Source organism: Halorubrum sp. 48-1-W (assembly GCF_003287355.1).
Classification (GTDB): domain Archaea; phylum Halobacteriota; class Halobacteria; order Halobacteriales; family Haloferacaceae; genus Halorubrum.
Genome location: NZ_QMIM01000048.1, coordinates 1 through 18,237 on the forward strand (window position 1 = coordinate 1; position 18,237 = coordinate 18,237).

An 18,237-nucleotide genomic window follows, 5' to 3' on the forward strand; every position below is an offset into this window, starting at 1 on the left:
GCCGCCGTCGGGGGGGTCGGCGCCGACGGGAGCGGGGGCGACGCCGACGGCGGCGGCTCCGCGGGCGGCGAGCTCTCGCCGGTCACGCTCGCCGGCTCCCTCGCCGAGTTCCGCGACCTGTGTGACCGACTCGAGGGCGCGGACAGCGGGCTCGCCGGCGTCGCGGGCGACCTCCGGGAGAGCCTCGGGATCGACGCGGGGAGGGACGGGACCGGGACGGACGGGACGGCGGACGGGACCGGGACGGACGGGACGGCGGACGCGACCGACGAGTACCCCTGGCACGACGGCACCGCGGTGATGGGCGTGCTCAACGTGACGCCGGACTCCTTCCACGACGGCGGCCGCCACGAGGGGCTCGCGGACGCGGTCGCGGGGGCCGAACGGATGGTCACGGCCGGCGTCGACGTGATCGACGTCGGCGGCGAGTCGACCCGGCCGGGCGCGGAGCCGGTGCCGGTCGACGAGGAGATCGACCGCGTCGTCCCGGTCGTCGAGGCGGTCGGGGAGGTCCCGGCGGTCGCCGACGGCGACGTGCTCGTCTCCGTCGACACCCGGAAGGCAGGGGTGGCGGCGGCGGCCCTCGAGGCGGGCGCGGACGTGATAAACGACGTGACCGGGCTGGAGGACCCCCGAATGCGGGAGGTCGTCGCCGACGCCGGCTGTCCGGTGGTGGTGATGCACAGCGTCGACGCCCCCGTCGACCCCGACACCGACCCGGAGTACGGCGACGTGGTCGCCGACGTGATCGCCGACCTCCGCGAACGGCTCGCGCTCGCGGAGGTGTCCGGCATCGACCGCGATCGGGTGATCGTCGACCCCGGGCTCGGGTTCGGCAAGTCGGCTGCCGAGAACTTCGAGCTACTCGGGCGGGTCGACGAGTTCGCGGCGCTCGGCTGCCCGGTGCTGGTCGGTCACTCGTACAAGTCGTTCTACGGAGCCGTCGATCTGGGGCCGGACGACCGCGAACACGCGACCGTCGCGGCGACGGCGCTCGCGGTAGAGCGCGGGGCCGACCTCGTCCGCGTCCACGACGTGGCCGAGAACCGCGCCGCAGTGGACGTCGTCCGGACTGCGACGGACCCGGCGCGACCGGACTGACCCCCCTCGGACGTCGGACCGTGGACGGCAGCGTTTTGCGTCGCCGTCCCCTCGGCGGAGGTACATGGTCCGGCGTCTCCTGCTCGGCTGTAGCGCGGTCGGGAACGCCCTCGTCGAGCGCGTCTCCGGGGGGTCCGGGGACCTCATCGCCGTCACCGACGACTCCGGGTGGGCCTCGACGCTTCGCGACCGCGGCGTGACGACCGTGGAGGCGGACCCGACCGACCCGACGGCGTTCCCCGAGCGCGCCGCGGTCGTGGTGGTCGCGAGCGACGACCCCGCCCGGAACGTCGCCGCCGCCGCCACAGCCCGCGAGCGCTATCCCGACGCGATGATCGTCGCACACGTCGGTATCGCGCCGACCGCGTCGCAGGTCGACGCCTTGGAGTCGGTCGCGAACCGCGTCGTCGACCCGGTGGAGGCGGTGGCGACGCGCGTCCGCGACGCGCTCGGTCTCGACGACGCCGACGGCGACGGTGGCCACGGTTCCGACGTCGAACGGGATCACACCTCCGGCCAGTCGCGGGGACCGACGGAGCGTCCACCACGGCTGATCCGGACGATCCGGCGACTCTCCGGGCCGCTCCTCGTGGTCGCCCACGACAACCCCGACCCCGACGCCATCGGGAGCGCGGTCGGGCTGGCCCGGATCGCCGAGTCGATCGGCGTGCCCGCGGATCCCTGCTACGGCGGGGAGATCGCCCACCAGGAGAACCGCGCGATGGTGAACCTCCTCGACTTCTCGCTTTCGACCGTCGACGGGACCGACCTCGAGGAGTACGGCGGGATCGCGCTCGTGGACCACTCGCGGGCGGGGATCAACGACTCGCTACCGGAGGGGACGCCCGTCGACGTCGTGATCGACCACCACCCACCCCGCGGACCGATCGAGGGGGGGTTCGTCGACGTCCGGCCGGAGGTGGGCGCGACGAGCACGCTGATCGAGGAGTACCTCTCACAGCTGGGGATCGAGCCGGACCGCGCGCTCGCGACCGCGCTGTTGTACGGGATCCGGATCGACACGCGCGATTTCACGCGCGAGGTGTCGATCGCCGACTTCGAGGCTGCCGCGTCGCTGACGCCGCACGTCGACGAATCGACGCTCGACCGCGTCGAGAGCCCGAGCGTGAGCGCCGAGACGCTCCGGGTGCTCGCGACCGCGATCGACCGACGCGACGTCCGCGGCTCGACGGTCGCGAGCTGTGTCGGCGAGATCACGGACCGCGACGCGCTCGCACAGGCGGCCGACCGACTGCTCGACCTCCAGGGGATCGCCGTGACGTTCGTCTACGGCTACATGGACGGCGTCATCTACGGGTCGGCCCGCTCCCGCGGCACCGACCTCGACGTGGGTGAACTGCTCCGGGACGCGCTCGCGCAGGCGGGCTCCGCGGGCGGTCACGCCAACATGGCCGGCGCGCAGGTTCCGCTCGGGATCCTCGAGGCCGTGGCCGAGGACGAGTCGCTGGCCGACGTCGTCGAGGAGTTCGTCGCGGAGCGGTTCTTCGAGGCGCTCTCCTCGCCGCCCACGTCGCCGGCGGGGACGACGCCGGCGTCGATCGACGCGGAGTTCCTGGACTGACGCCGCCCCCGCCGCCACGAACCGCCAGCGCAACCTACATATCCCGCCGCTGCGAACAGTATAGTATGAGCGATGAAATACTCGAGCATCGACGGCTCCTCGTCGCCGGAAGCGGGATCGCCGCGTTGAGCGCGGCGATCTACGCGGCCCGGTCGAACAACGATCCGCTGTTGATCGAGGGCGACGAACCCGGCGGTCAGCTCACGCTCACGACGGACGTGGAGAACTACCCGGGCTTTTCGGAGGGGATCTCCGGGCCGGAGCTGATAACCGAGATGCGCGAGCAGGCGAAGAAGTTCGGGAGCGAGCTCCGGAGCGGGATCGTCGCCGACGTGGAGAAACAGCCGGAGGGACACTTCCGCGTCGAACTCACGAACGGCGACGTCTACACCGCCGACGCCGTGATCGCCGCGTCCGGGGCCAGCGCCCGGACGCTCGGCGTTCCCGGCGAGGACGAGCTGATGGGCTACGGGCTCTCGACGTGTGCGACGTGTGACGGCGCGTTCTTCCGCGGCGAGGACATGCTCGTCGTCGGCGGCGGCGACGCCGCCATGGAGGAGGCCAACTTCCTCACCAAGTTCGCGGACACCGTCTACATCGCCCACCGCCGCGAGGAGTTCCGCGCGGAGGACGTCTGGATCGAGCGCGTGATGGACAAGGTCGACGACGGCGAGATCGAGGTCCTGAGGAACACGGAGCTGACGGCGATCCACGGCAGCGCCGAGGAGGGGATCACGGGCGTCACGCTCGTCGAGCACCCCGACGGCCACCCCAAGGAGAAGCTCGAGGACCCGGCGACCGCCGACGAGGTCGACGAGTACGAGTTCGACGTGGGCGCGGTGTTCTACGCCATCGGCCACACCCCGAACACCGACTACCTCGAGGACACGGGCGTCGAACTCGACGATGCGGGCTACCTCCTGACGCGGGGCGGCCGCGACGGGGGACAGACCGCGACCGCGGTCGAGGGGATCTTCGGCGCGGGCGACGTGGTCGACCACCACTACCAGCAGGCGGTGACCGCCGGCGGTATGGGCGTGAAGGCGGCGCTCGACGCCGACGACTACCTCTCGGAGCGGGAGCGGGCCGGCGAGCTCCACGAGCCCGCGCCCGTCGCCGCCGAGAGCGACGACTGATCGACGGCGCAGAGGGCGACGACTGATCGACGGCGCACGTCCCGACGACGGCACGAGCGCTCCTCCTCGAACGGAGTACGCTGCTTCAGGACAGTATCTCGACCTCGTAGCCGTCGGCCTCCAGTTCCTCGACGATGCTCGCGGCGTGTTCGGCGTCGTCGGTCTCGAGTTCGAGTTCGAGCTCCGCGGCGTTGACCGCGACGTCCCGGGAGGTTCGGTCGTGGTGGACCGCGTACACGTTCGCGCCGGCGCGCGCGACGATGCTCGAGACGCGCTCGAGCTCGCCCGGCCGGTCCTTCAGGTCGACCGTGATCTTGAGGTACCGACCCATGCGGACGAGCCCGCGGCGGACCACCGTCCCGAGCCGGTTGAGGTCGATGTTGCCCCCACACAGCGCGGCGACGATCGTCTCGTCGTCGTCGTAGTCGAACGCCTCGGAGAGCGTCGCCGCCAGCGCGACCGCGCCGGCGCCCTCGACGAGGGTCTTCGAGCGCTCCAGGAGGAGGGTGAGCGCCAGGGCGATCTCGCGGTCGTCGACGGCCACCACCTCGTCGACGTACTCGCGCATGACCACGAGCGGCCGCTCGCCGATCGACCGGGTGGCGATCCCGTCGGCGATCGTGTCGACGGCCTCGATCTCGCGGACCTCGCCCGCCTCCAGCGACGCGGCCGCGGAGGCCGCACCCTCCGCTTGAACCCCGACGACGCGGACGTCGTCGAGCCGTTCTTTGACCGCGACGGCGACCCCCGAGATCAGCCCGCCACCGCCGATCGGGACGACGACGGTGTCGAGGTCGGGACGGTCGTCGGCGATCTCCAGCCCGAGGGTGCCCTGTCCGGCCATGACGGCGTCGTCGTCGAAGGCGTGGACGTACGTCAGCCCCTGCTCGCGCTCGAGATCGTGGGCGACGGCCTGTGCCTCGTCGTAGTCGACGCCCTCGAGCCGGACGTTCGCGCCGTACCCGCGGGTGGCTTTCACCTTGGAGACGGGGGCGAACTTCGGCATCACGACGGTGGCGTCGACGCCGGCGCGGTCGGCCGCGAGCGCGACGCCCTGCGCGTGGTTGCCCGCGCTGGCGGTGACGACGCCCGCCTCGCGCGCGGACTCGGACAGCGTCGCGATCCGGTTCGTCGCCCCGCGGATCTTGAACGCGCCGGTTCGCTGGAAGTTCTCCAGTTTGAGGTGGACGTCCGCGCCGGTCATCTCCGAGAACGTCCGCGACCGCTCCAGGGGCGTGTGGCGGGCGACGCCGTCGACCCGCTCGCGGGCGGCCTCGATGTCGGCTACAGAGAGCATACGCCGTCGTGGCGACGCCGCGGGTAATCGGTTCCGGTCGATCGACGCTCATCGGATCGCCGCCGCAGTGCTCACGGGGTCGCCGCCGCAACGCTCGCGGGCGAGGGAGCGCGTGAAAGGAATGGGGGAATGCACGCGTGTGACGTGCGAGTGAAGACAGCCGGCCCCGACACAAAAAGGTCCGGCAGGCGGAGTGAAAGTGAAACTGTGGGACTGCTGGGACGTCGACTCCCCGTCTGACCCGTGTCAGACGGCTGTGCCCCGGTCGAGGCGGACGACGACGTCGGTCCGGTCGAGGTGCGTCCTCACCCGCTCGCGAAACTCGCCGTCGCCCGGCCACGTCGCGTCCGCGTCGAGCCGAGCGGGGTCGCCGACGTAGAGGACCGCCTCCTCCGGGTGGCCACCGGGCGCGTCGAGCGGCACGGTGACTCGGACGTAGTGTCCGTCGTCGACGCCCTCGTACGCGTCGAGGGTCTCGATTTCGTCGGTCCGGAGGAGCCGTCCGGCGGTCTCCCCGCCGGGGGCGAGCGTGGGGTAGCGTCCCTCGACGGGTCGAAGTCCGCTCAGCGTCGCCGGTCCGACGAAGACGAACGAGTCGAGGAGCTCGCCGACCCGCTCCGGCTCGGTGAGGGTCTCGTAGACGAAGACGTCCATGCGCCGTCTGCGTCGCTCGCGCGTTTGAAAGTTCGGACGGCCCCGGTGGTCTACCGAAGTTCGGACGGCCCCGGTGGTCTATCGGAACCGGTCGCGAAGCTCCTCGCGGAGGTCCGCGAGGTCGAGGTCCTTCATCGCGAGCAGTACCAACAGGTGGTAGACGAGGTCCGCGCTCTCGTAGGTGAGCTCCTCGAGGTCGTCGTCTTTCGCCGCCAGGATCGCCTCCGTCGACTCCTCGCCGATCTTCTCCAACACCGCGTTCTCGCCCTTCTCGTGGGTGAAAAGCGAGGCGGTGTACGAACCCTCGGGAAGCTCCCGCTTTCGCGACTCGATCGTCGCGAACAGCTCGTCGAGGACCGCGTCGTCGGGGACGGGAGCAGCGTCGTCGGGGACGGGAGTAGCGTCGTCGGGGGCGTCCGCGTCCTCGCCCTCCGACCCGTCGCTCACGCCACCACCTCGCTGTCGGGGAAGAACGCGAGGTCGTGAACCCGCGAGTCGTCGGTTAGTTCGGGGTGGAAGGAGGTGGCGAGCACGGGACCGTCCCGCACCGCGACCGGCCGGCCGTCGACCGTCGCGAGCGTCTCGACGCCCTCGCCGACGTCGTCGATGAGCGGCGCGCGGATGAACACCGCGTGGAACGGCTCCGAGAGCCCCTCGACGGGGACCTTCGCCTCGAAGGAGTCCTTCTGTCGGCCGAACGCGTTGCGGTCGACGGAGACGTCGACGAGCCCGAGCGCGTCGACACGGTCGTCCTTCGCGTCCCGCGAGAGGACGATGAGCCCGGCACACGTCGCGAGCACGGGCTTCCCGGCTGCGACGTGCTCGCGGATCTCCGGGGCGATCCCCTCGCGGTGGATCAGTCGCGAGATCGTCGTCGACTCCCCGCCGGGCATGAGCAGGACGTCGCAGCCGGGGACGATCCCCGAATCCCTGACCTCGACGACCTCCGTGGACTCGCCGTGGGCGGCCGCAGCGCGGCGGACCGCCTCGGCGTGTTCGGCCACGTCGCCCTGAACGGCGATGACGCCAGCTTTCATACCTCCGCTCGGCGGGGCACGTCCAAAAAGGGCGCGCTGTCGGAACGGGAGACGACCGGACTCCCGACCCCGTTCCCGAACTCGTTCCCGACCCGAGAGACGGCTTAGTAGACGACGATCGCGAGGTACAGCTGGCCGACCCCCGCCACCACCATCACCGCGCCGGCGAGCCGCTTCAGCGTCCCCGAGTGCGCCATGACCCGGCCGGCGTTCGTGAGCAGGCCCATCCCGGTCGCCACGGTGGTCGCGACCATCAACACGGCGACGACGCCCGCGTAGACGCCGAGCAACAGCAACGCGGCCTCGGTCGGGAGCGCGATCGCCCGGGCGATCACCGCGAGGAAGATCGGCGCGACACAGCCCGCGCCCGCCAGCGCGTAGCCCGCGCCGAAGACCCCGAACCCGAACACGCTCGCCCGGCGCTTCGGGAGCGGCACCGATATCGACGGGGTCCGACCGGCGAGCACGAGCAGCCCGAAGACGACCAGAAGCCCACCGACGAGCGACTCGAAGACGGTGATGTTCGAGAGCGTCGAGTGCCCGATCCGGACGGTCGCACCGGCGAGGACGGCGAAGGTCGCCAGCACGCCGAGGCCGGCGGCGATCCCGCGCGTTCCCGCGCCCGCGATCGAGACCTCGTTCGCGTCGGTCTGGTTGACGTAGAAGCCGACGTATCCCGGCAAGAGCGGGTACGCACAGGGCGAGAAGAACGTCGCCACGCCGGAGGCGACCGCAAAGGAGAGGTCGGTCGCGAGGGCGGGTCCGGTCATCGGGTGAGGAGGGCCGTCATCCCTCGAGCACGCGTTCGATCTCCTCGACGAGCATGTCGGCGGTGTGGACGCCGGAGTCGGACCAGCGGATCCGACCGGTCGAGTCGAGCACGACCGCGGTCGGGTAGCCGCCCACGTCCAGTTTGGCGGCGAGTTCGGCAGTCGGGTCCGCGCCGACGAGCCAGTCGCCGTCGTGTTTGCGCCACCAGTCGGCCAGTTCCGCCTCGCTCAACGACCCGCCGACGTCCTCGGTCGTCACCGACACGAACTGTACCTCGTCGCCGACGCGGTCCGCGGCCTCGCCGAGCGCCGGCATCTGCTCGATACAGGGCGCACACCACGTGCCGAAGAAGTCGACGAACGTGACTTGCCCCTCCGCCGGGATCGTCACCTCCCCGTCGCGGCTACCGGGCGCCTCGATCGTGTCGAGCGTGATCGGTTCCACGGGCTCCGTCGACGACCCGCCGAGCGCGGCCGGGACGTTCCCCGTCGCGACGATCCCGCCGGCACCCAGCGCGCCGGCGCTCGCGATCCCGGCGAGCAGGTGGCGTCGTCTCATCCTACGCGTTCACCACCCGTTCGAAGTCGGTCACGAGCCGTTCGACGTCCGTCTGTGGCCCCCTCGGATACGCCCGCTCGACGATCCCCTGATCGTTCGCGAGCAGGATCAGCCCGTAGTGGGGGAACTGGTACTCCAGGTTCTCGTAGTCGTCCGCGTCGGCCTTCTCGATCACGAGCCCGAAGTGCTCGTCCAGCAGCTCTTGACCCCGCTCGTAGCTCTCCGGCCGGAGGAAGTGCCAGTTGCCGGCGTCGAGGTCCACCCCCTGCTGCCCGGCGTACTCGCGGAGGACGTCGGCGGTGTCCCGCTCGGGGTCGAACGTGACCGCGAGGAACGCGGCCTCGTCGGCGTACCCCTCCTCGACAGCGACCTCCTGTGCGCGCCGGAGCCGGAGGATGAGCGCGGGACAGACGCCGTCCGGGCAGTTCGTGTAGAAGGAGGTCCACAGGACGGCCCGCTCGCCCTCGAGGTCCTCGGTGGACACCTCCTCGCCGGTGATCGGGTCCGGAACGGAGAAGTGTGGCATCTCGTCGCCGTAGCTGGGGTGGGAGGCCTCGCTCAGGTCCTGTTCGGGCGGGTCGAGCACCGTTCCCTCGGGGCCGGAGTCGCCCAGAACGCCGAGACAGCCGGCGCTCCCGGCGACGGCGGGGACGGCGAGCGACCGCAGGTAGTGGCGACGGTCCATACCGGAGGGCGGGGCCTCGCGAATAAGTCCGTTTCGTCCGGTCCCAGTCGGTGAGGGCGGACCGGCGCGTGGGTGGTGGCTCGGCGCGTGGGTGGTGGCTCGGCGCGTGGGTGGTGGCTCGGCGCGTGGCCGCTCGAGGTCCCAGTTGAAGGCGTGACGAGCGCGTTCTCGACCGTCTACGCGACCGTCAGGGAGAGCACCTGGACCGACACGCCGAAGAGGATACAGAACGCGAGGACCGTCTTCGGGTTCATCGCGATGGCGTTGCGGTCCTGCGAATCGAAGTACCGAACGAGCCCCGCGCTGGACATCAGCCCGCCGGAGTTGCTACCGCTACTCATACGCCCCGATTCACCGTCCGCGGGCGTAAGCGTTTCGTCTCGGGGGGCGGTAGCGACCGATCGTCGCCGGTCACCCCACCTCCCCGCCGCGTGAGAAACCCTTATCGGCGAGCCGCCGCTACGTGTCGGCGAACCATGACCGTTCGAGTGCTGGATTTCTACGCCGACTGGTGTGGCCCGTGTAAGACGCAGGACCCGATACTGGAGGAGGTCCAGGAGGAGCTCGGCGACGCCTTCGAGCTCCAGAAGGTCGACGTCGACCAGGAACAGGACGTCGCCAACCAGTACCAGGTCCGGTCGCTTCCCACGCTGATCGTCGAGAACGACGACGGCGTCGTCGACCGGTTCGTGGGTGTCACCCAGAAGGAGGACATCACCGCCGCGATCTCCGAAGCCGGCGCGTAGTCGACGGTGGGAGACGCGGCGGTCGACACGCACGAGACGACTCGACACGCACGCGACGACGAAGCCCGCGCCGACGCGTCTCGCAACCTTTTACAGCGCCCGCGTGCTCACCACGAGTATGGCCAGCTTCGACGCCGCGGAACGCCGCAACCTCGACCGACAGATCTGTATGCGCTGTAACGCCCGCAACGCGCCCGACGCCGGACGCTGCCGCAAGTGCGGCTACACCAATCTCCGCCCGAAGGCGAAGGAACGCCGCGCAGCCTGAACGGGTCGACCGCCCTCCCTTCCCGAATCCGACCCTCCAGCCGCCGCAACGTACAGGCGCACGACGACGCCGACCGCACGGTCCCTACCGCTCCCGTTCGAGCTCCCGATCGATGTCGTCGAGGTCCTCGGTCTCCAGCTCTCGAGCGATCCGGCGTTCGAACTCGGCCTCGTCGATCTGGCCCTCGACGTACTGCCGGCGGAGCCGATCCTGCCGGTCCACGGCGGTGTCGCTCGAGGTCGACGACGTCGTTCCGGACCGCGTCCCGCCGATCGAGTCGAGGTCGGTCGCGTCGTGTCCGCCGCTCCCGCCGCCGGAGAGCCACGACCCCACCCTGTACGCGGCGTAGACGATCCCGGCGAGGACGGCGAGCGAGACGATCCCGGAGACGACCGCCCACGCCAGGCTCAGGACCGCCGAGACGACGGAGACGAGGACGCTGACCGCGATCAGCGCGCCGATCGCGATCGCGGCGTAGTAGAGCGCCCGCTTCGAGTCCATGCTCGGGAGTGACGGTTCCGTGCGGGAATACCTTTCCCCGGGGTCAGAAGGCTTATTCCGCTCTGTGTCCCTCTCCGAACGGAATGTCCCCGGAACGCTCCCGAACGACGCTCGACCGTCGAACGCTCCTCGGCGCGGTTCTCGGAGGCGGGACGGCCTCGTTCGCGGGCTGTTCGGCTCTCGAGCGGGAGTCCGACGCCGAAACCACCGGCATGGACGACGACCGCGCCCGCGAGCTCGCGACCCGGTTCGCCCCGACGCTGTACTTCGACGTCTACGAGCCGTGGTTCCCGACGGATCCACGGCCCTACACGAGCGATCGCGACGGCGAGACGGTCGTCGACGGCTTCGACGCCCTGAACGGGTATCACGAACGGTTCGAGGGGACGGCGGGCGACCCCGACGGAACGCCGGCCCCGCCGGACCCGATCGTCTTCTACCACGGCGTCGAGTACGAGGACTCGCCGCTCGACGTCGTCCAGTTCTGGTTCTACTCGGCGTTCGACCAGTTCACGGCCAACTTCCACTGGCACGACTGGGAGGTGCTCCACGTCTTCGTCGACCGCGACACGGACGAGCCGGGGCTGTACGTCGCCAGCTCGCACTCCCGGCGGGTCCCCAACAACGAGTTCCTCGACCCGGACCCCGACCGAGTCCCGCGGATCCTCCCGGAGCTCGGCTCGCACTCGTCGACGCTGTCGGTCAACGACGTGGCGGACCGCTTCCAGCGCGTGAGCGCCGACGGGGTGCTCGCGGACATCACGAACTCCGCGATCGAGGGGATCGCTGACCTCGCGGAGGTGCCGCTCGCCTACGGGCTCCCCCGCGACGAGGGCGCACGGCTCCCGTTCGTCGTCCCCGAGTACGAGGGCGAACCCGTCTACGAGCACGACCGGCTCCCCGCGGTCGACGTCGAGTCGCTGATCGACGCGGCGCTCACCGTGCGCTCGCTCGACGCGCTCCGGTCGCCGCCGACGGACCTCCCGCTTCGCGAGACGGGGGTCGTCTTCGAGTACGCCGAGCGCGACGGGGACGGCGGGGGCAGCGAGGACGGTGAAAGCGACGGGCGAAGCGCGACCGTCCCGTACGACCTCGTCGCCAGCGCGGAGCTCGAGGGGATCGACGCGTTCGTCGGCCCGCAGTTGAGCTTCGAGTTCGCGGTCCCGGGGGCGGTCGAGGACGCGGTCGCGGGCCACCTCACGACGACGGGGGTGCCGTGGAAGCAGCCGCGGTACGACAACCCGGCCGCCGACATCACCGCGCCGAACCACCGCGCGGAGCTGGCCGACCGGTACGACGCGATCGGCGACCCCGCGCCGGTCAACAGTGTCGTGACGCGGGTGACCGACGCCGTCACGAGCGACGACGCCCCCGAGGACGAGGGGCTGACGACGACGGCGTCCGGCGTCGAGTCGGTTGCCCTCCTCGAGAGCGACCCGGAGGCCGTGCCGACGTTCGGCGGCGTCGCGGTCGTTCGCGACGTCGAGGACGGCGACCACCGGCTCACGGTCAACGGCGCCGGGCGGGCCCCTCACAGCGAACAGCTGACAGTCGATCCGGTCGAGGACGGGGCCGACTCGGTGACGACCGCCGGGGTCGACGGGGAGATCCCGCTCGTCGCGCGCGAGAACGCGACGAAACTGGCGATCACGGACGAGGGATCCGAGACCGACGTGGTCGGGACGGCCCTCGAGGACGACTTCGCGGGCCGGATATACGAGTCGTCGACGGAGGGGTCGGACGCGGTGTACGTCCACTCCGGCGGCGCGTACACGACCGAGGTGCGCGACGCCGACGACGAGGTGGGTGCGTACCGGGTCAACCCGGATCCGGGGGCCGAAGGGGGGATCCGTATCGACCGACCCGAGACCGGGAAGGCGCCGCTCGCCGGGTTTCTGGCCGACATCGCCGAGGAGACGCGCGCGGCGGTCGCGACGGCGGCCGACGGCGACGACAGTGATGACGGCGATGAGGACGACGACGGGGACGACGACAGCGATGACGGCGACGACGGCGATGACGACTCGGGCGGTTCCGGTGGCGCCGGTGGCTCCAGCGGCGGCCCCGAGAACGCAGTCCGGGGACTCGCACGCGCGCTCGCTGCCGTCGTCGAGGCCGCAGAACGCGCCGAGGAACGGGCCCGCGAGGGCGACCGGGGGAACACGGACCGACAGCTGGAAGTCGTTTCCGAGCGGCTTCAGCGGGCCTCCGAACGAGTGGAGGCGGCTCGAAGCGGGCTTCCGCCCGGACTCGCGAACGCGGCCGGAAACCGGCTGGAACAGGCCAACCGCCGCGCCGAACAGGCCCGCGACGCCGAAAAGCTGTAGGACAGCCAGCTCCCCTCGTCGTATCGGCCGACCGCCGCTCCCCGCGGATGGAAAGCTATACGACGCCGACCGCATCACGGGCACGTAAGCAGATGTCTCAGGAGCCGTACGACCACACCGCGGTCGAGAGTCGGTGGCAGGAGGCGTGGGCGGACGCCTCCGTGTACCGCACGCCGGACGACGTCGACGACCCGACGTACGTCCTCGGGATGTACCCGTACCCGTCCGGGAAGCTCCACATGGGCCACGTCCGCAACTACACGATCACGGACGCGTACGCCCGCTACCGCCGGATGCGCGGCGACGACGTGCTCCACCCGATGGGCTGGGACGCGTTCGGCCTCCCCGCGGAGAACGCCGCCAAGGAGCGCGACACCAACCCCCGCGACTGGACGTTCGACTGCATCGACACGATGCGCAGTCAGATGAAGTCGATGGGGTTCGGCTACGACTGGGACCGCGAGGTCACCACCTGTACCCCGGAGTACTACGAGTGGAACCAGTGGCTCTTCTCGCGCTTTTCCGACGCCGGGCTCGTCGAGCGCCGCGAGGCCGAGGTGAACTGGTGTCCCTCCTGTGAGACCGTCCTCGCCGACGAGCAGGTCGAGGGCGACGCCGAGCTGTGCTGGCGGTGTGACACGCCGGTCGAGACCCGCGATCTGGACCAGTGGTTCCTGAAGATAACCGAGTACGCCGACGAACTGCTCGCCGCCATCGACGATCTGGAGGGGTGGCCGAACTCGGTCCGACAGATGCAGCGCAACTGGATCGGCAGACAGCACGGGACCGAACTCGACTTCCGGATCGGCGAGGCGCGGAGCGCCTCGAACGGACGCAGCGAGGGAACCGAGCCGCGGGAGTACGGCGCCGTCACGGCGTTCACCACCCGCGTCGACACCGTCCACGGGGCGACGTTCTTCGCGCTCGCGCCCGACCACCCGATAAGCGAGGCGCTGGCGGAGGAGGACGAGGCGGTCCACGAGTTCGTCCACCACGAGGCCGACCCCGACGGCGACGAGCCGAACGGTGTCGACACCGGCCTGGTCGCCACGAACCCGGTCACCGGCGAGGAGATCCCCGTCTTCGTCGCCGACTTCGTCCTCTCGGACGTGGGGACCGGCGCGCTGATGGCCGTCCCGGCCCACGACGAGCGCGACCACGCGTTCGCGACGAAGAAGGGCCTCGAGATCCGTCCGGTGATCGCGCCCGAACCGGCGGGCGACGACGCCGAGCCGACGGTCCCCGACGTGAGCGAGACGGCGTTCACCGATGACGGCGTCCTCGTCAACTCCGGGGAGTACAGCGGCCTCGACAGCGAGACCGCCCGGGAACGGCTCACCGAGGACATCGAGAGCGCGGAGGCGAGCACCCAGTACCAGCTACGCGACTGGGGGATCTCCCGTCAGCGCTACTGGGGCACCCCGATCCCGGTCGTCCACTGTAACGACTGCGGACCGGTGATGGTCCCGGACGAAGAGCTACCCGTCGAGCTGCCCGAGTTCATCAACACCACGGGGAACCCGCTGGACGCCGCCGAGGAGTGGAAGGCGACGACGTGTCCGGAGTGCGGCTCGCCCGCGACCCGCGAGACCGACACGATGGACACGTTCGTCGACTCCTCGTGGTACTTCCTCCGGTACGTCTCGCCGGACCTCGCGGACGCCCCCTTCGATCTACAGCGGGCCAACGACTGGATGCCGGTCGACCAGTACGTCGGCGGCATCGAACACGCCGTGATGCACCTGCTGTACTCGCGCTTTTTCACCAAGGTGCTCGCCGACGAGGAGGGGCTCGAGCACCGCGAGCCGTTCACCAACCTGCTCGCACAGGGGATGGTCCAGCTCGAGGGAGAGAAGATGTCGAAATCCAAAGGGAACGTCGTCTCCCCCCAGCGGATCGTCGACGAGTACGGCGCGGACACCGCCCGGCTGTTCATGATGCAGGCCGCCCAGCCCGAGCGCGACTTCGACTGGTCCGAGGAGGGCGTCAGGTCGACACACCGGTTCCTGGCCCGGCTCGCCGACCTCGTCGAGGGCTACGCCGCCGGCGACGTGGCGACCGTCGACGCGGACGCAGACCGCGACACCGTCGACGAGTACGTCGCCGACGAGGTCGACGCCGCCGTCGTCATCGCGGGCGAGGAGTACGACGACCTCACGTTCAACGTCGCGCTACGCGAGACACAGGACCTCGTGCGGACGCTCCGGGGCTACCGGGAGTACGCGGAGCCGAACCCGGCGGTCTACGAGCACGGACTGGACGTAGCCGTCCGGCTACTCGCGCCGGTCGCCCCGCACCTCGCGGAGGAGCTGTGGGAGACGCTCGGGCGCGACGGGTTCGTCGTCGAGGCCGACTGGCCGAGCGCGACCGCCGACCGCGAGACGGTCGAGCGCCGCCGGCGGCTGGTCGAGAACACCCGCGAAGACGTCCGCGACATCGTCGAGGTCGCCGGGATCGAGGACCCCGAGCGGATCGACGTCGTCGTCGCGCCCGACTGGAAGTACGACGCCCTCGAGATCGCGATCGACAGCGACGCCGACAACCTGATCGGCGAGCTGATGGCCGAAGACCACATCCGCGAGCGGGGCGACGTCGCCGCCTCCTACGGGCAGGACCTCCAGGCGGAGCGGGAGGCGCTCTCCGAGACGCTGTCCGGCGACGAGGAGTACGCCGCGTTGCGCGCGGCCGCCTGGCTCGTCGAACGCGAGTTCGACGCCCCGGTCGTCGTCGAGCGCGCCGTGGACGCCGACCCGGAGACCGCCCGCCACGCCGAACCCGGTCGCCCCGCGATCGACATCGCGGAGTAGCCGGTCGGTCCCAACCGATCGAGGGGCGGACCACGGACCCCTCTCGCGCCGGGAAGTCGCCCTAGGCGTATCCGTCGACCATGTTCTCGACGTACTTCGCGATCACGTCGACCTCCAGGTGAACCGGGTCGCCGACCGACTTCCCGGAGAGCGTCGTCAGCTCGTACGTCGTCGGGATGATCGCCACGTCGAACGCCTCGGCGCGCTTCTCGGCGACCGTGAGCGAGATCCCGTCGAGCGTCACGGAGCCCTTGTCGACGAGGTAGGGGCCGTGTGCCTCCGGGATCGAGAAGGTGAACAGCCAGTCCTCGCCGACGCGCTCGCTCGCGCGCACCTCGGCGACCGTGTCGACGTGGCCCTGGACGACGTGCCCGTCGAAGCGGCCGTCGGCGGGCATCGCGCGCTCGACGTTTACCGCGTCGCCCTCGCTGACGTCGCCGAGGTACGTCTTCGCGACCGTCTCCGCCGCGAGGAACACCTCGAACCAGGCGTCCTCGCCGGTTCCGTCGGGGTCGCCCCCCGCCGAGTCGCCTCCGGCGTCGCCCCCCGCCGAGTCGCCTCCGGCGTCGCCGGCACCCCCGTGTCTCTCCACGGTGAGACAGACGCCGCTGACGCTTATCGACTGGCCGTGTGCGAGGTCTCCGAACCCGTCGATCCCTCCGACGCCGATCCGGAGCCGGAGTCCGTCGGTCGTCTCGGTCCGCGCGCGGACCGTTCCGGTCCCCTCGACGATACCGGTGAACATACCCGAACTGGGGGCGGACGACGGATAGCCGTTCTGGGTTCGGTCGGCAGTGGTCCCGCGGCCTACTCCACCGTGACGCTCTTCGCGAGGTTGCGCGGCCGGTCGATAGGCCGGCCCTTCTCGTCGGCGACGTGGTAGGCGAACAGCTGCCAGTAGACGTTCGCGACGAGCGGCTCCAGCGCGCCCGTCTCGGGCACCGGGAAGTCGACGTCGACGTAGCCGTCGCCGGTCGAGGTCTCGCCGTCCCCGTCGGTCCCCGTCGCGCCGATGACCGGCGCACCGCGCGCCTGGACCTCCTTGACGTTGTTCAGCGTCTCGTGCGGCCGGGAGCCGTCGGTCAGGAGCGCGAGAACCGGCGTCTCCTCGGTCACGAGCGCGAGCGGCCCGTGTTTCAACTCGCCGGCAGCGAAGCCCTCCGCGTGGTCGTAGGAGATCTCCTTGAGCTTCAACGCGCCCTCCAGGGCCACGGGGAACCCCAGCTTCCGCCCGACGAAGAAGAACGCGTCGGAGTCGGCGTACTCGCGGGCGACCGCCTGTACCCGGTCCTCGCGGTCGAGGACCGCCTGGACCGCGTTCGGGAGCCTGCGGACCGACCCGAGTAGCTCCTGCGCCCGGCCGTACGGCAACGATCCGCGGGCGCGACCGACGTGGACCGCGAGCAGGGTCAGCGTCGCCACCTGCGAGGCGAACGTCTTCGTCGCCGCCACCCCGATCTCCGGGCCGGCGCGGATGAACACGCTGTCGTCTGTCTCGCGGACGATCGTGCTCCCGAGCGTGTTGGTGACCGCGAGCGTCCGCGCGCCGGCGCGTTTCGCCCGACGGATCGCCGAGAGGGTGTCCGCGGTCTCGCCGCTCTGGGTCACCGCGACCACGAGCGTCCGCCACGGGTCGCGCCCGCCGTCGAACTCGTACTCGCTCGCGACCTCCACCGTCGTCCGGACGTCGACGGCCGACTCGAGCAGCTCCGCGGCGTACCGACCCGCGTAGTTGGAGGTCCCGCAGGCGACGATCTGGATCTCCTCGATGGAGTCGATGTACTCCGGCGGGAGGTCGACGTCGACGTCGACGGTGCCGGCGTCGGCGTCGATCCGCCCGGAGATCGTCTGGCGGAGCGCCCGCGGCTGCTCGTGGATCTCCTTGAGCATGTAGTGGTCGTACCCGCTCTTCTCGGCGGCGTCCGCCTCGTACTCGAGCTGTTCGACCGCCGGGTCGATCGCCTCGCCGTCGCGGTACAGCGTCAGCCCGTCGTCGCCGATGACGGCGAAGTCGCCGTCCTCGACGTACGTCACGTCGCGGGTGTGTTCGAGGAACGCCGTCACGTCGCTGGCGAGGAACGTCCCGTCGTCGCCGTGGCCGACGACGAGCGGGCTGTCTCTGCGGGTCGCGTACAGCTCGTCGACGCCGGCGATCGTCACGACGACCGCGTAGGTCCCCTCGAGCCGGTCGACGGCGGCCTCGACGGCCGCCTTCGGCTCCGCGCCCGCGTCGAGTTCCGCCTCGATCAGGTGCGGGACGACCTCCGTGTCGGTGTCGCTCGTGAACTCGTGGTCGGCGAGCTCGGCGCGGAGCGCGTCGTAGTTCTCGATGATCCCGTTGTGGACGACCGCGACCCGCCCCGTACAGTCCGTGTGCGGGTGCGCGTTCCCGTCGGTCGGCGGCCCGTGTGTCGACCAGCGCGTGTGGCCGATGCCCTGGGTGTGGTCGGTCGACTCGGGCAGGATGCCCCGTAGCTCGCTCACCTCGCCGGACTTCTTGTACACGGAGAGCGCGTCGCCGGTGAGCGCGACGCCCGCGGAGTCGTAGCCGCGGTACTCCAGGTTCGAGAGGCCCGTAGAGAGGATCGGGAGCGCGGGCCGACCGCCGACGTAGCCGATGATCCCGCACATGTTACCCCCTCCGTACCGTCACGCCGTCCTCGATCCGACCGCTCGCCGCCGCCCCGTCGCCGACGACCGCGTCGTTGCCGAGGACGGTCCCGGGCGCGAGCGCCGCCGCGCCGCCCACGGCCGCGTCGTCGCCGAC

18 protein-coding genes are annotated in these 18,237 nt (G+C 70.9%); 7 read left to right on the top strand and 11 right to left on the bottom strand.

Annotated features, from left to right (window positions below; all coding sequences use genetic code 11):
• The 3 genes from folP to DQW50_RS16835 all read left to right on the top strand — a co-directional run.
• Nucleotides 1-1,101 (top strand): dihydropteroate synthase (gene folP, locus DQW50_RS16825; protein ID WP_112080418.1); only part of this gene is annotated, 1,101 nt, incomplete at its 5' end.
• Between the two features lie 64 nt (nucleotides 1,102-1,165).
• On the top strand, nucleotides 1,166-2,683 hold the full coding sequence (locus DQW50_RS16830; RefSeq protein WP_112080419.1) for a DHH family phosphoesterase: 1,518 nt from the start codon (nucleotides 1,166-1,168) through the stop codon (nucleotides 2,681-2,683).
• A 65-nt stretch (nucleotides 2,684-2,748) separates the two neighbouring features.
• Nucleotides 2,749-3,819, top strand: coding sequence for an NAD(P)/FAD-dependent oxidoreductase (locus DQW50_RS16835; RefSeq protein WP_112080420.1), 1,071 nt, complete (start codon nucleotides 2,749-2,751; stop codon nucleotides 3,817-3,819).
• Between the two features lie 85 nt (nucleotides 3,820-3,904).
• Here DQW50_RS16835 and ilvA read toward each other — a convergent pair whose 3' ends face one another.
• From ilvA to DQW50_RS16875, 8 genes are all read right to left on the bottom strand, one after another.
• Nucleotides 3,905-5,116 carry a threonine ammonia-lyase gene (ilvA, locus tag DQW50_RS16840; RefSeq protein WP_112080421.1) on the bottom strand — a complete coding sequence of 404 codons (1,212 nt, stop codon included), beginning with the start codon at nucleotides 5,114-5,116 and terminating at the stop codon, nucleotides 3,905-3,907.
• Nucleotides 5,117-5,362: 246 nt separating this feature from the next.
• Nucleotides 5,363-5,770: a gamma-glutamylcyclotransferase gene (locus tag DQW50_RS16845; RefSeq protein ID WP_112080422.1), complete on the bottom strand. Its 408-nt coding sequence runs from the start codon at nucleotides 5,768-5,770 to the stop codon at nucleotides 5,363-5,365.
• Nucleotides 5,771-5,848: 78 nt separating this feature from the next.
• Nucleotides 5,849-6,217 (bottom strand): phosphoribosyl-ATP diphosphatase, encoded by a 369-nt coding sequence (gene hisE, locus DQW50_RS16850; RefSeq protein WP_112080423.1) that lies wholly within the window; start codon nucleotides 6,215-6,217, stop codon nucleotides 5,849-5,851.
• Nucleotides 6,214-6,807, bottom strand: coding sequence for a pyridoxal 5'-phosphate synthase glutaminase subunit PdxT (gene pdxT, locus DQW50_RS16855; RefSeq protein WP_112080424.1), 594 nt, complete (start codon nucleotides 6,805-6,807; stop codon nucleotides 6,214-6,216). The genes hisE and pdxT overlap by 4 nt, the downstream gene beginning before the upstream one ends.
• A gap of 104 nt (nucleotides 6,808-6,911) precedes the next feature.
• The gene (locus DQW50_RS16860) at nucleotides 6,912-7,577 is read right to left on the bottom strand and encodes a cytochrome c biogenesis protein CcdA (RefSeq protein WP_112080425.1); all 666 of its coding nucleotides are present in this window, start codon (nucleotides 7,575-7,577) and stop codon (nucleotides 6,912-6,914) included.
• A 16-nt stretch (nucleotides 7,578-7,593) separates the two neighbouring features.
• On the bottom strand, nucleotides 7,594-8,136 hold the full coding sequence (locus tag DQW50_RS16865) for a TlpA disulfide reductase family protein (protein ID WP_112080426.1): 543 nt from the start codon (nucleotides 8,134-8,136) through the stop codon (nucleotides 7,594-7,596).
• Nucleotide 8,137: 1 nt separating this feature from the next.
• Complete coding sequence (locus DQW50_RS16870) at nucleotides 8,138-8,821, bottom strand: SCO family protein (protein WP_112080427.1); 684 nt, start codon at nucleotides 8,819-8,821, stop codon at nucleotides 8,138-8,140.
• 176 nt (nucleotides 8,822-8,997) lie between these two features.
• Nucleotides 8,998-9,162 (bottom strand): preprotein translocase subunit Sec61beta, encoded by a 165-nt coding sequence (locus DQW50_RS16875; RefSeq protein WP_112080428.1) that lies wholly within the window; start codon nucleotides 9,160-9,162, stop codon nucleotides 8,998-9,000.
• 135 nt (nucleotides 9,163-9,297) lie between these two features.
• On the opposite strand from DQW50_RS16875, the gene trxA reads away from it, so the two are divergent.
• Together trxA and DQW50_RS16885 are read left to right on the top strand one after the other, a co-directional pair.
• Nucleotides 9,298-9,567, top strand: a complete 270-nt coding sequence (gene trxA / locus DQW50_RS16880; protein ID WP_066412215.1) for a thioredoxin — start codon at nucleotides 9,298-9,300, stop codon at nucleotides 9,565-9,567.
• A 118-nt stretch (nucleotides 9,568-9,685) separates the two neighbouring features.
• Nucleotides 9,686-9,835, top strand: coding sequence for a 50S ribosomal protein L40e (locus DQW50_RS16885; protein ID WP_112080429.1), 150 nt, complete (start codon nucleotides 9,686-9,688; stop codon nucleotides 9,833-9,835).
• Nucleotides 9,836-9,919: 84 nt separating this feature from the next.
• Here the strand turns inward: DQW50_RS16885 and DQW50_RS16890 are convergent, their stop codons facing one another.
• Nucleotides 9,920-10,336: a hypothetical protein gene (locus DQW50_RS16890; RefSeq protein WP_112080430.1), complete on the bottom strand. Its 417-nt coding sequence runs from the start codon at nucleotides 10,334-10,336 to the stop codon at nucleotides 9,920-9,922.
• Between the two features lie 83 nt (nucleotides 10,337-10,419).
• Between DQW50_RS16890 and DQW50_RS16895 the strand changes: the two genes are divergently transcribed.
• A complete protein-coding gene (locus tag DQW50_RS16895) occupies nucleotides 10,420-12,663 on the top strand; it encodes a hypothetical protein (RefSeq protein WP_112080431.1) in 2,244 nt (747 codons plus the stop codon).
• Between the two features lie 92 nt (nucleotides 12,664-12,755).
• A complete protein-coding gene (leuS, locus tag DQW50_RS16900; protein WP_112080432.1) occupies nucleotides 12,756-15,470 on the top strand; it encodes a leucine--tRNA ligase in 2,715 nt (904 codons plus the stop codon).
• Between the two features lie 61 nt (nucleotides 15,471-15,531).
• Here the strand turns inward: leuS and DQW50_RS16905 are convergent, their stop codons facing one another.
• Nucleotides 15,532-16,215, bottom strand: a complete 684-nt coding sequence (locus DQW50_RS16905) for a riboflavin synthase (RefSeq protein ID WP_112080433.1) — start codon at nucleotides 16,213-16,215, stop codon at nucleotides 15,532-15,534.
• A gap of 62 nt (nucleotides 16,216-16,277) precedes the next feature.
• Entirely contained in the window at nucleotides 16,278-18,101 is a 1,824-nt protein-coding gene (gene glmS, locus DQW50_RS16910) for a glutamine--fructose-6-phosphate transaminase (isomerizing) (RefSeq protein ID WP_112080434.1), read from the bottom strand.
• Between the last annotated feature and the right edge of the window lie 136 nt (nucleotides 18,102-18,237).

What these genes read in the sequence shown, in the direction of transcription:
- DQW50_RS16865 (WP_112080426.1), bottom strand. Translation starts at nt 8,136, where the DNA reads ATGAGACGACGCCACCTGCTCGCCGGGATCGCGAGCGCCGGCGCGCTG.
- DQW50_RS16835 (WP_112080420.1), top strand. Translation starts at nt 2,749, where the DNA reads ATGAGCGATGAAATACTCGAGCATCGACGGCTCCTCGTCGCCGGAAGC.
- pdxT (WP_112080424.1), bottom strand. Translation starts at nt 6,807, where the DNA reads ATGAAAGCTGGCGTCATCGCCGTTCAGGGCGACGTGGCCGAACACGCC.
- DQW50_RS16890 (WP_112080430.1), bottom strand. Translation starts at nt 10,336, where the DNA reads ATGGACTCGAAGCGGGCGCTCTACTACGCCGCGATCGCGATCGGCGCG.
- DQW50_RS16885 (WP_112080429.1), top strand. Translation starts at nt 9,686, where the DNA reads ATGGCCAGCTTCGACGCCGCGGAACGCCGCAACCTCGACCGACAGATC.
- trxA (WP_066412215.1), top strand. Translation starts at nt 9,298, where the DNA reads ATGACCGTTCGAGTGCTGGATTTCTACGCCGACTGGTGTGGCCCGTGT.
- ilvA (WP_112080421.1), bottom strand. Translation starts at nt 5,116, where the DNA reads ATGCTCTCTGTAGCCGACATCGAGGCCGCCCGCGAGCGGGTCGACGGC.
- DQW50_RS16905 (WP_112080433.1), bottom strand. Translation starts at nt 16,215, where the DNA reads ATGTTCACCGGTATCGTCGAGGGGACCGGAACGGTCCGCGCGCGGACC.
- DQW50_RS16845 (WP_112080422.1), bottom strand. Translation starts at nt 5,770, where the DNA reads ATGGACGTCTTCGTCTACGAGACCCTCACCGAGCCGGAGCGGGTCGGC.
- DQW50_RS16875 (WP_112080428.1), bottom strand. Translation starts at nt 9,162, where the DNA reads ATGAGTAGCGGTAGCAACTCCGGCGGGCTGATGTCCAGCGCGGGGCTC.
- DQW50_RS16895 (WP_112080431.1), top strand. Translation starts at nt 10,420, where the DNA reads ATGTCCCCGGAACGCTCCCGAACGACGCTCGACCGTCGAACGCTCCTC.
- DQW50_RS16860 (WP_112080425.1), bottom strand. Translation starts at nt 7,577, where the DNA reads ATGACCGGACCCGCCCTCGCGACCGACCTCTCCTTTGCGGTCGCCTCC.
- leuS (WP_112080432.1), top strand. Translation starts at nt 12,756, where the DNA reads ATGTCTCAGGAGCCGTACGACCACACCGCGGTCGAGAGTCGGTGGCAG.
- glmS (WP_112080434.1), bottom strand. Translation starts at nt 18,101, where the DNA reads ATGTGCGGGATCATCGGCTACGTCGGCGGTCGGCCCGCGCTCCCGATC.
- DQW50_RS16830 (WP_112080419.1), top strand. Translation starts at nt 1,166, where the DNA reads ATGGTCCGGCGTCTCCTGCTCGGCTGTAGCGCGGTCGGGAACGCCCTC.
- DQW50_RS16870 (WP_112080427.1), bottom strand. Translation starts at nt 8,821, where the DNA reads ATGGACCGTCGCCACTACCTGCGGTCGCTCGCCGTCCCCGCCGTCGCC.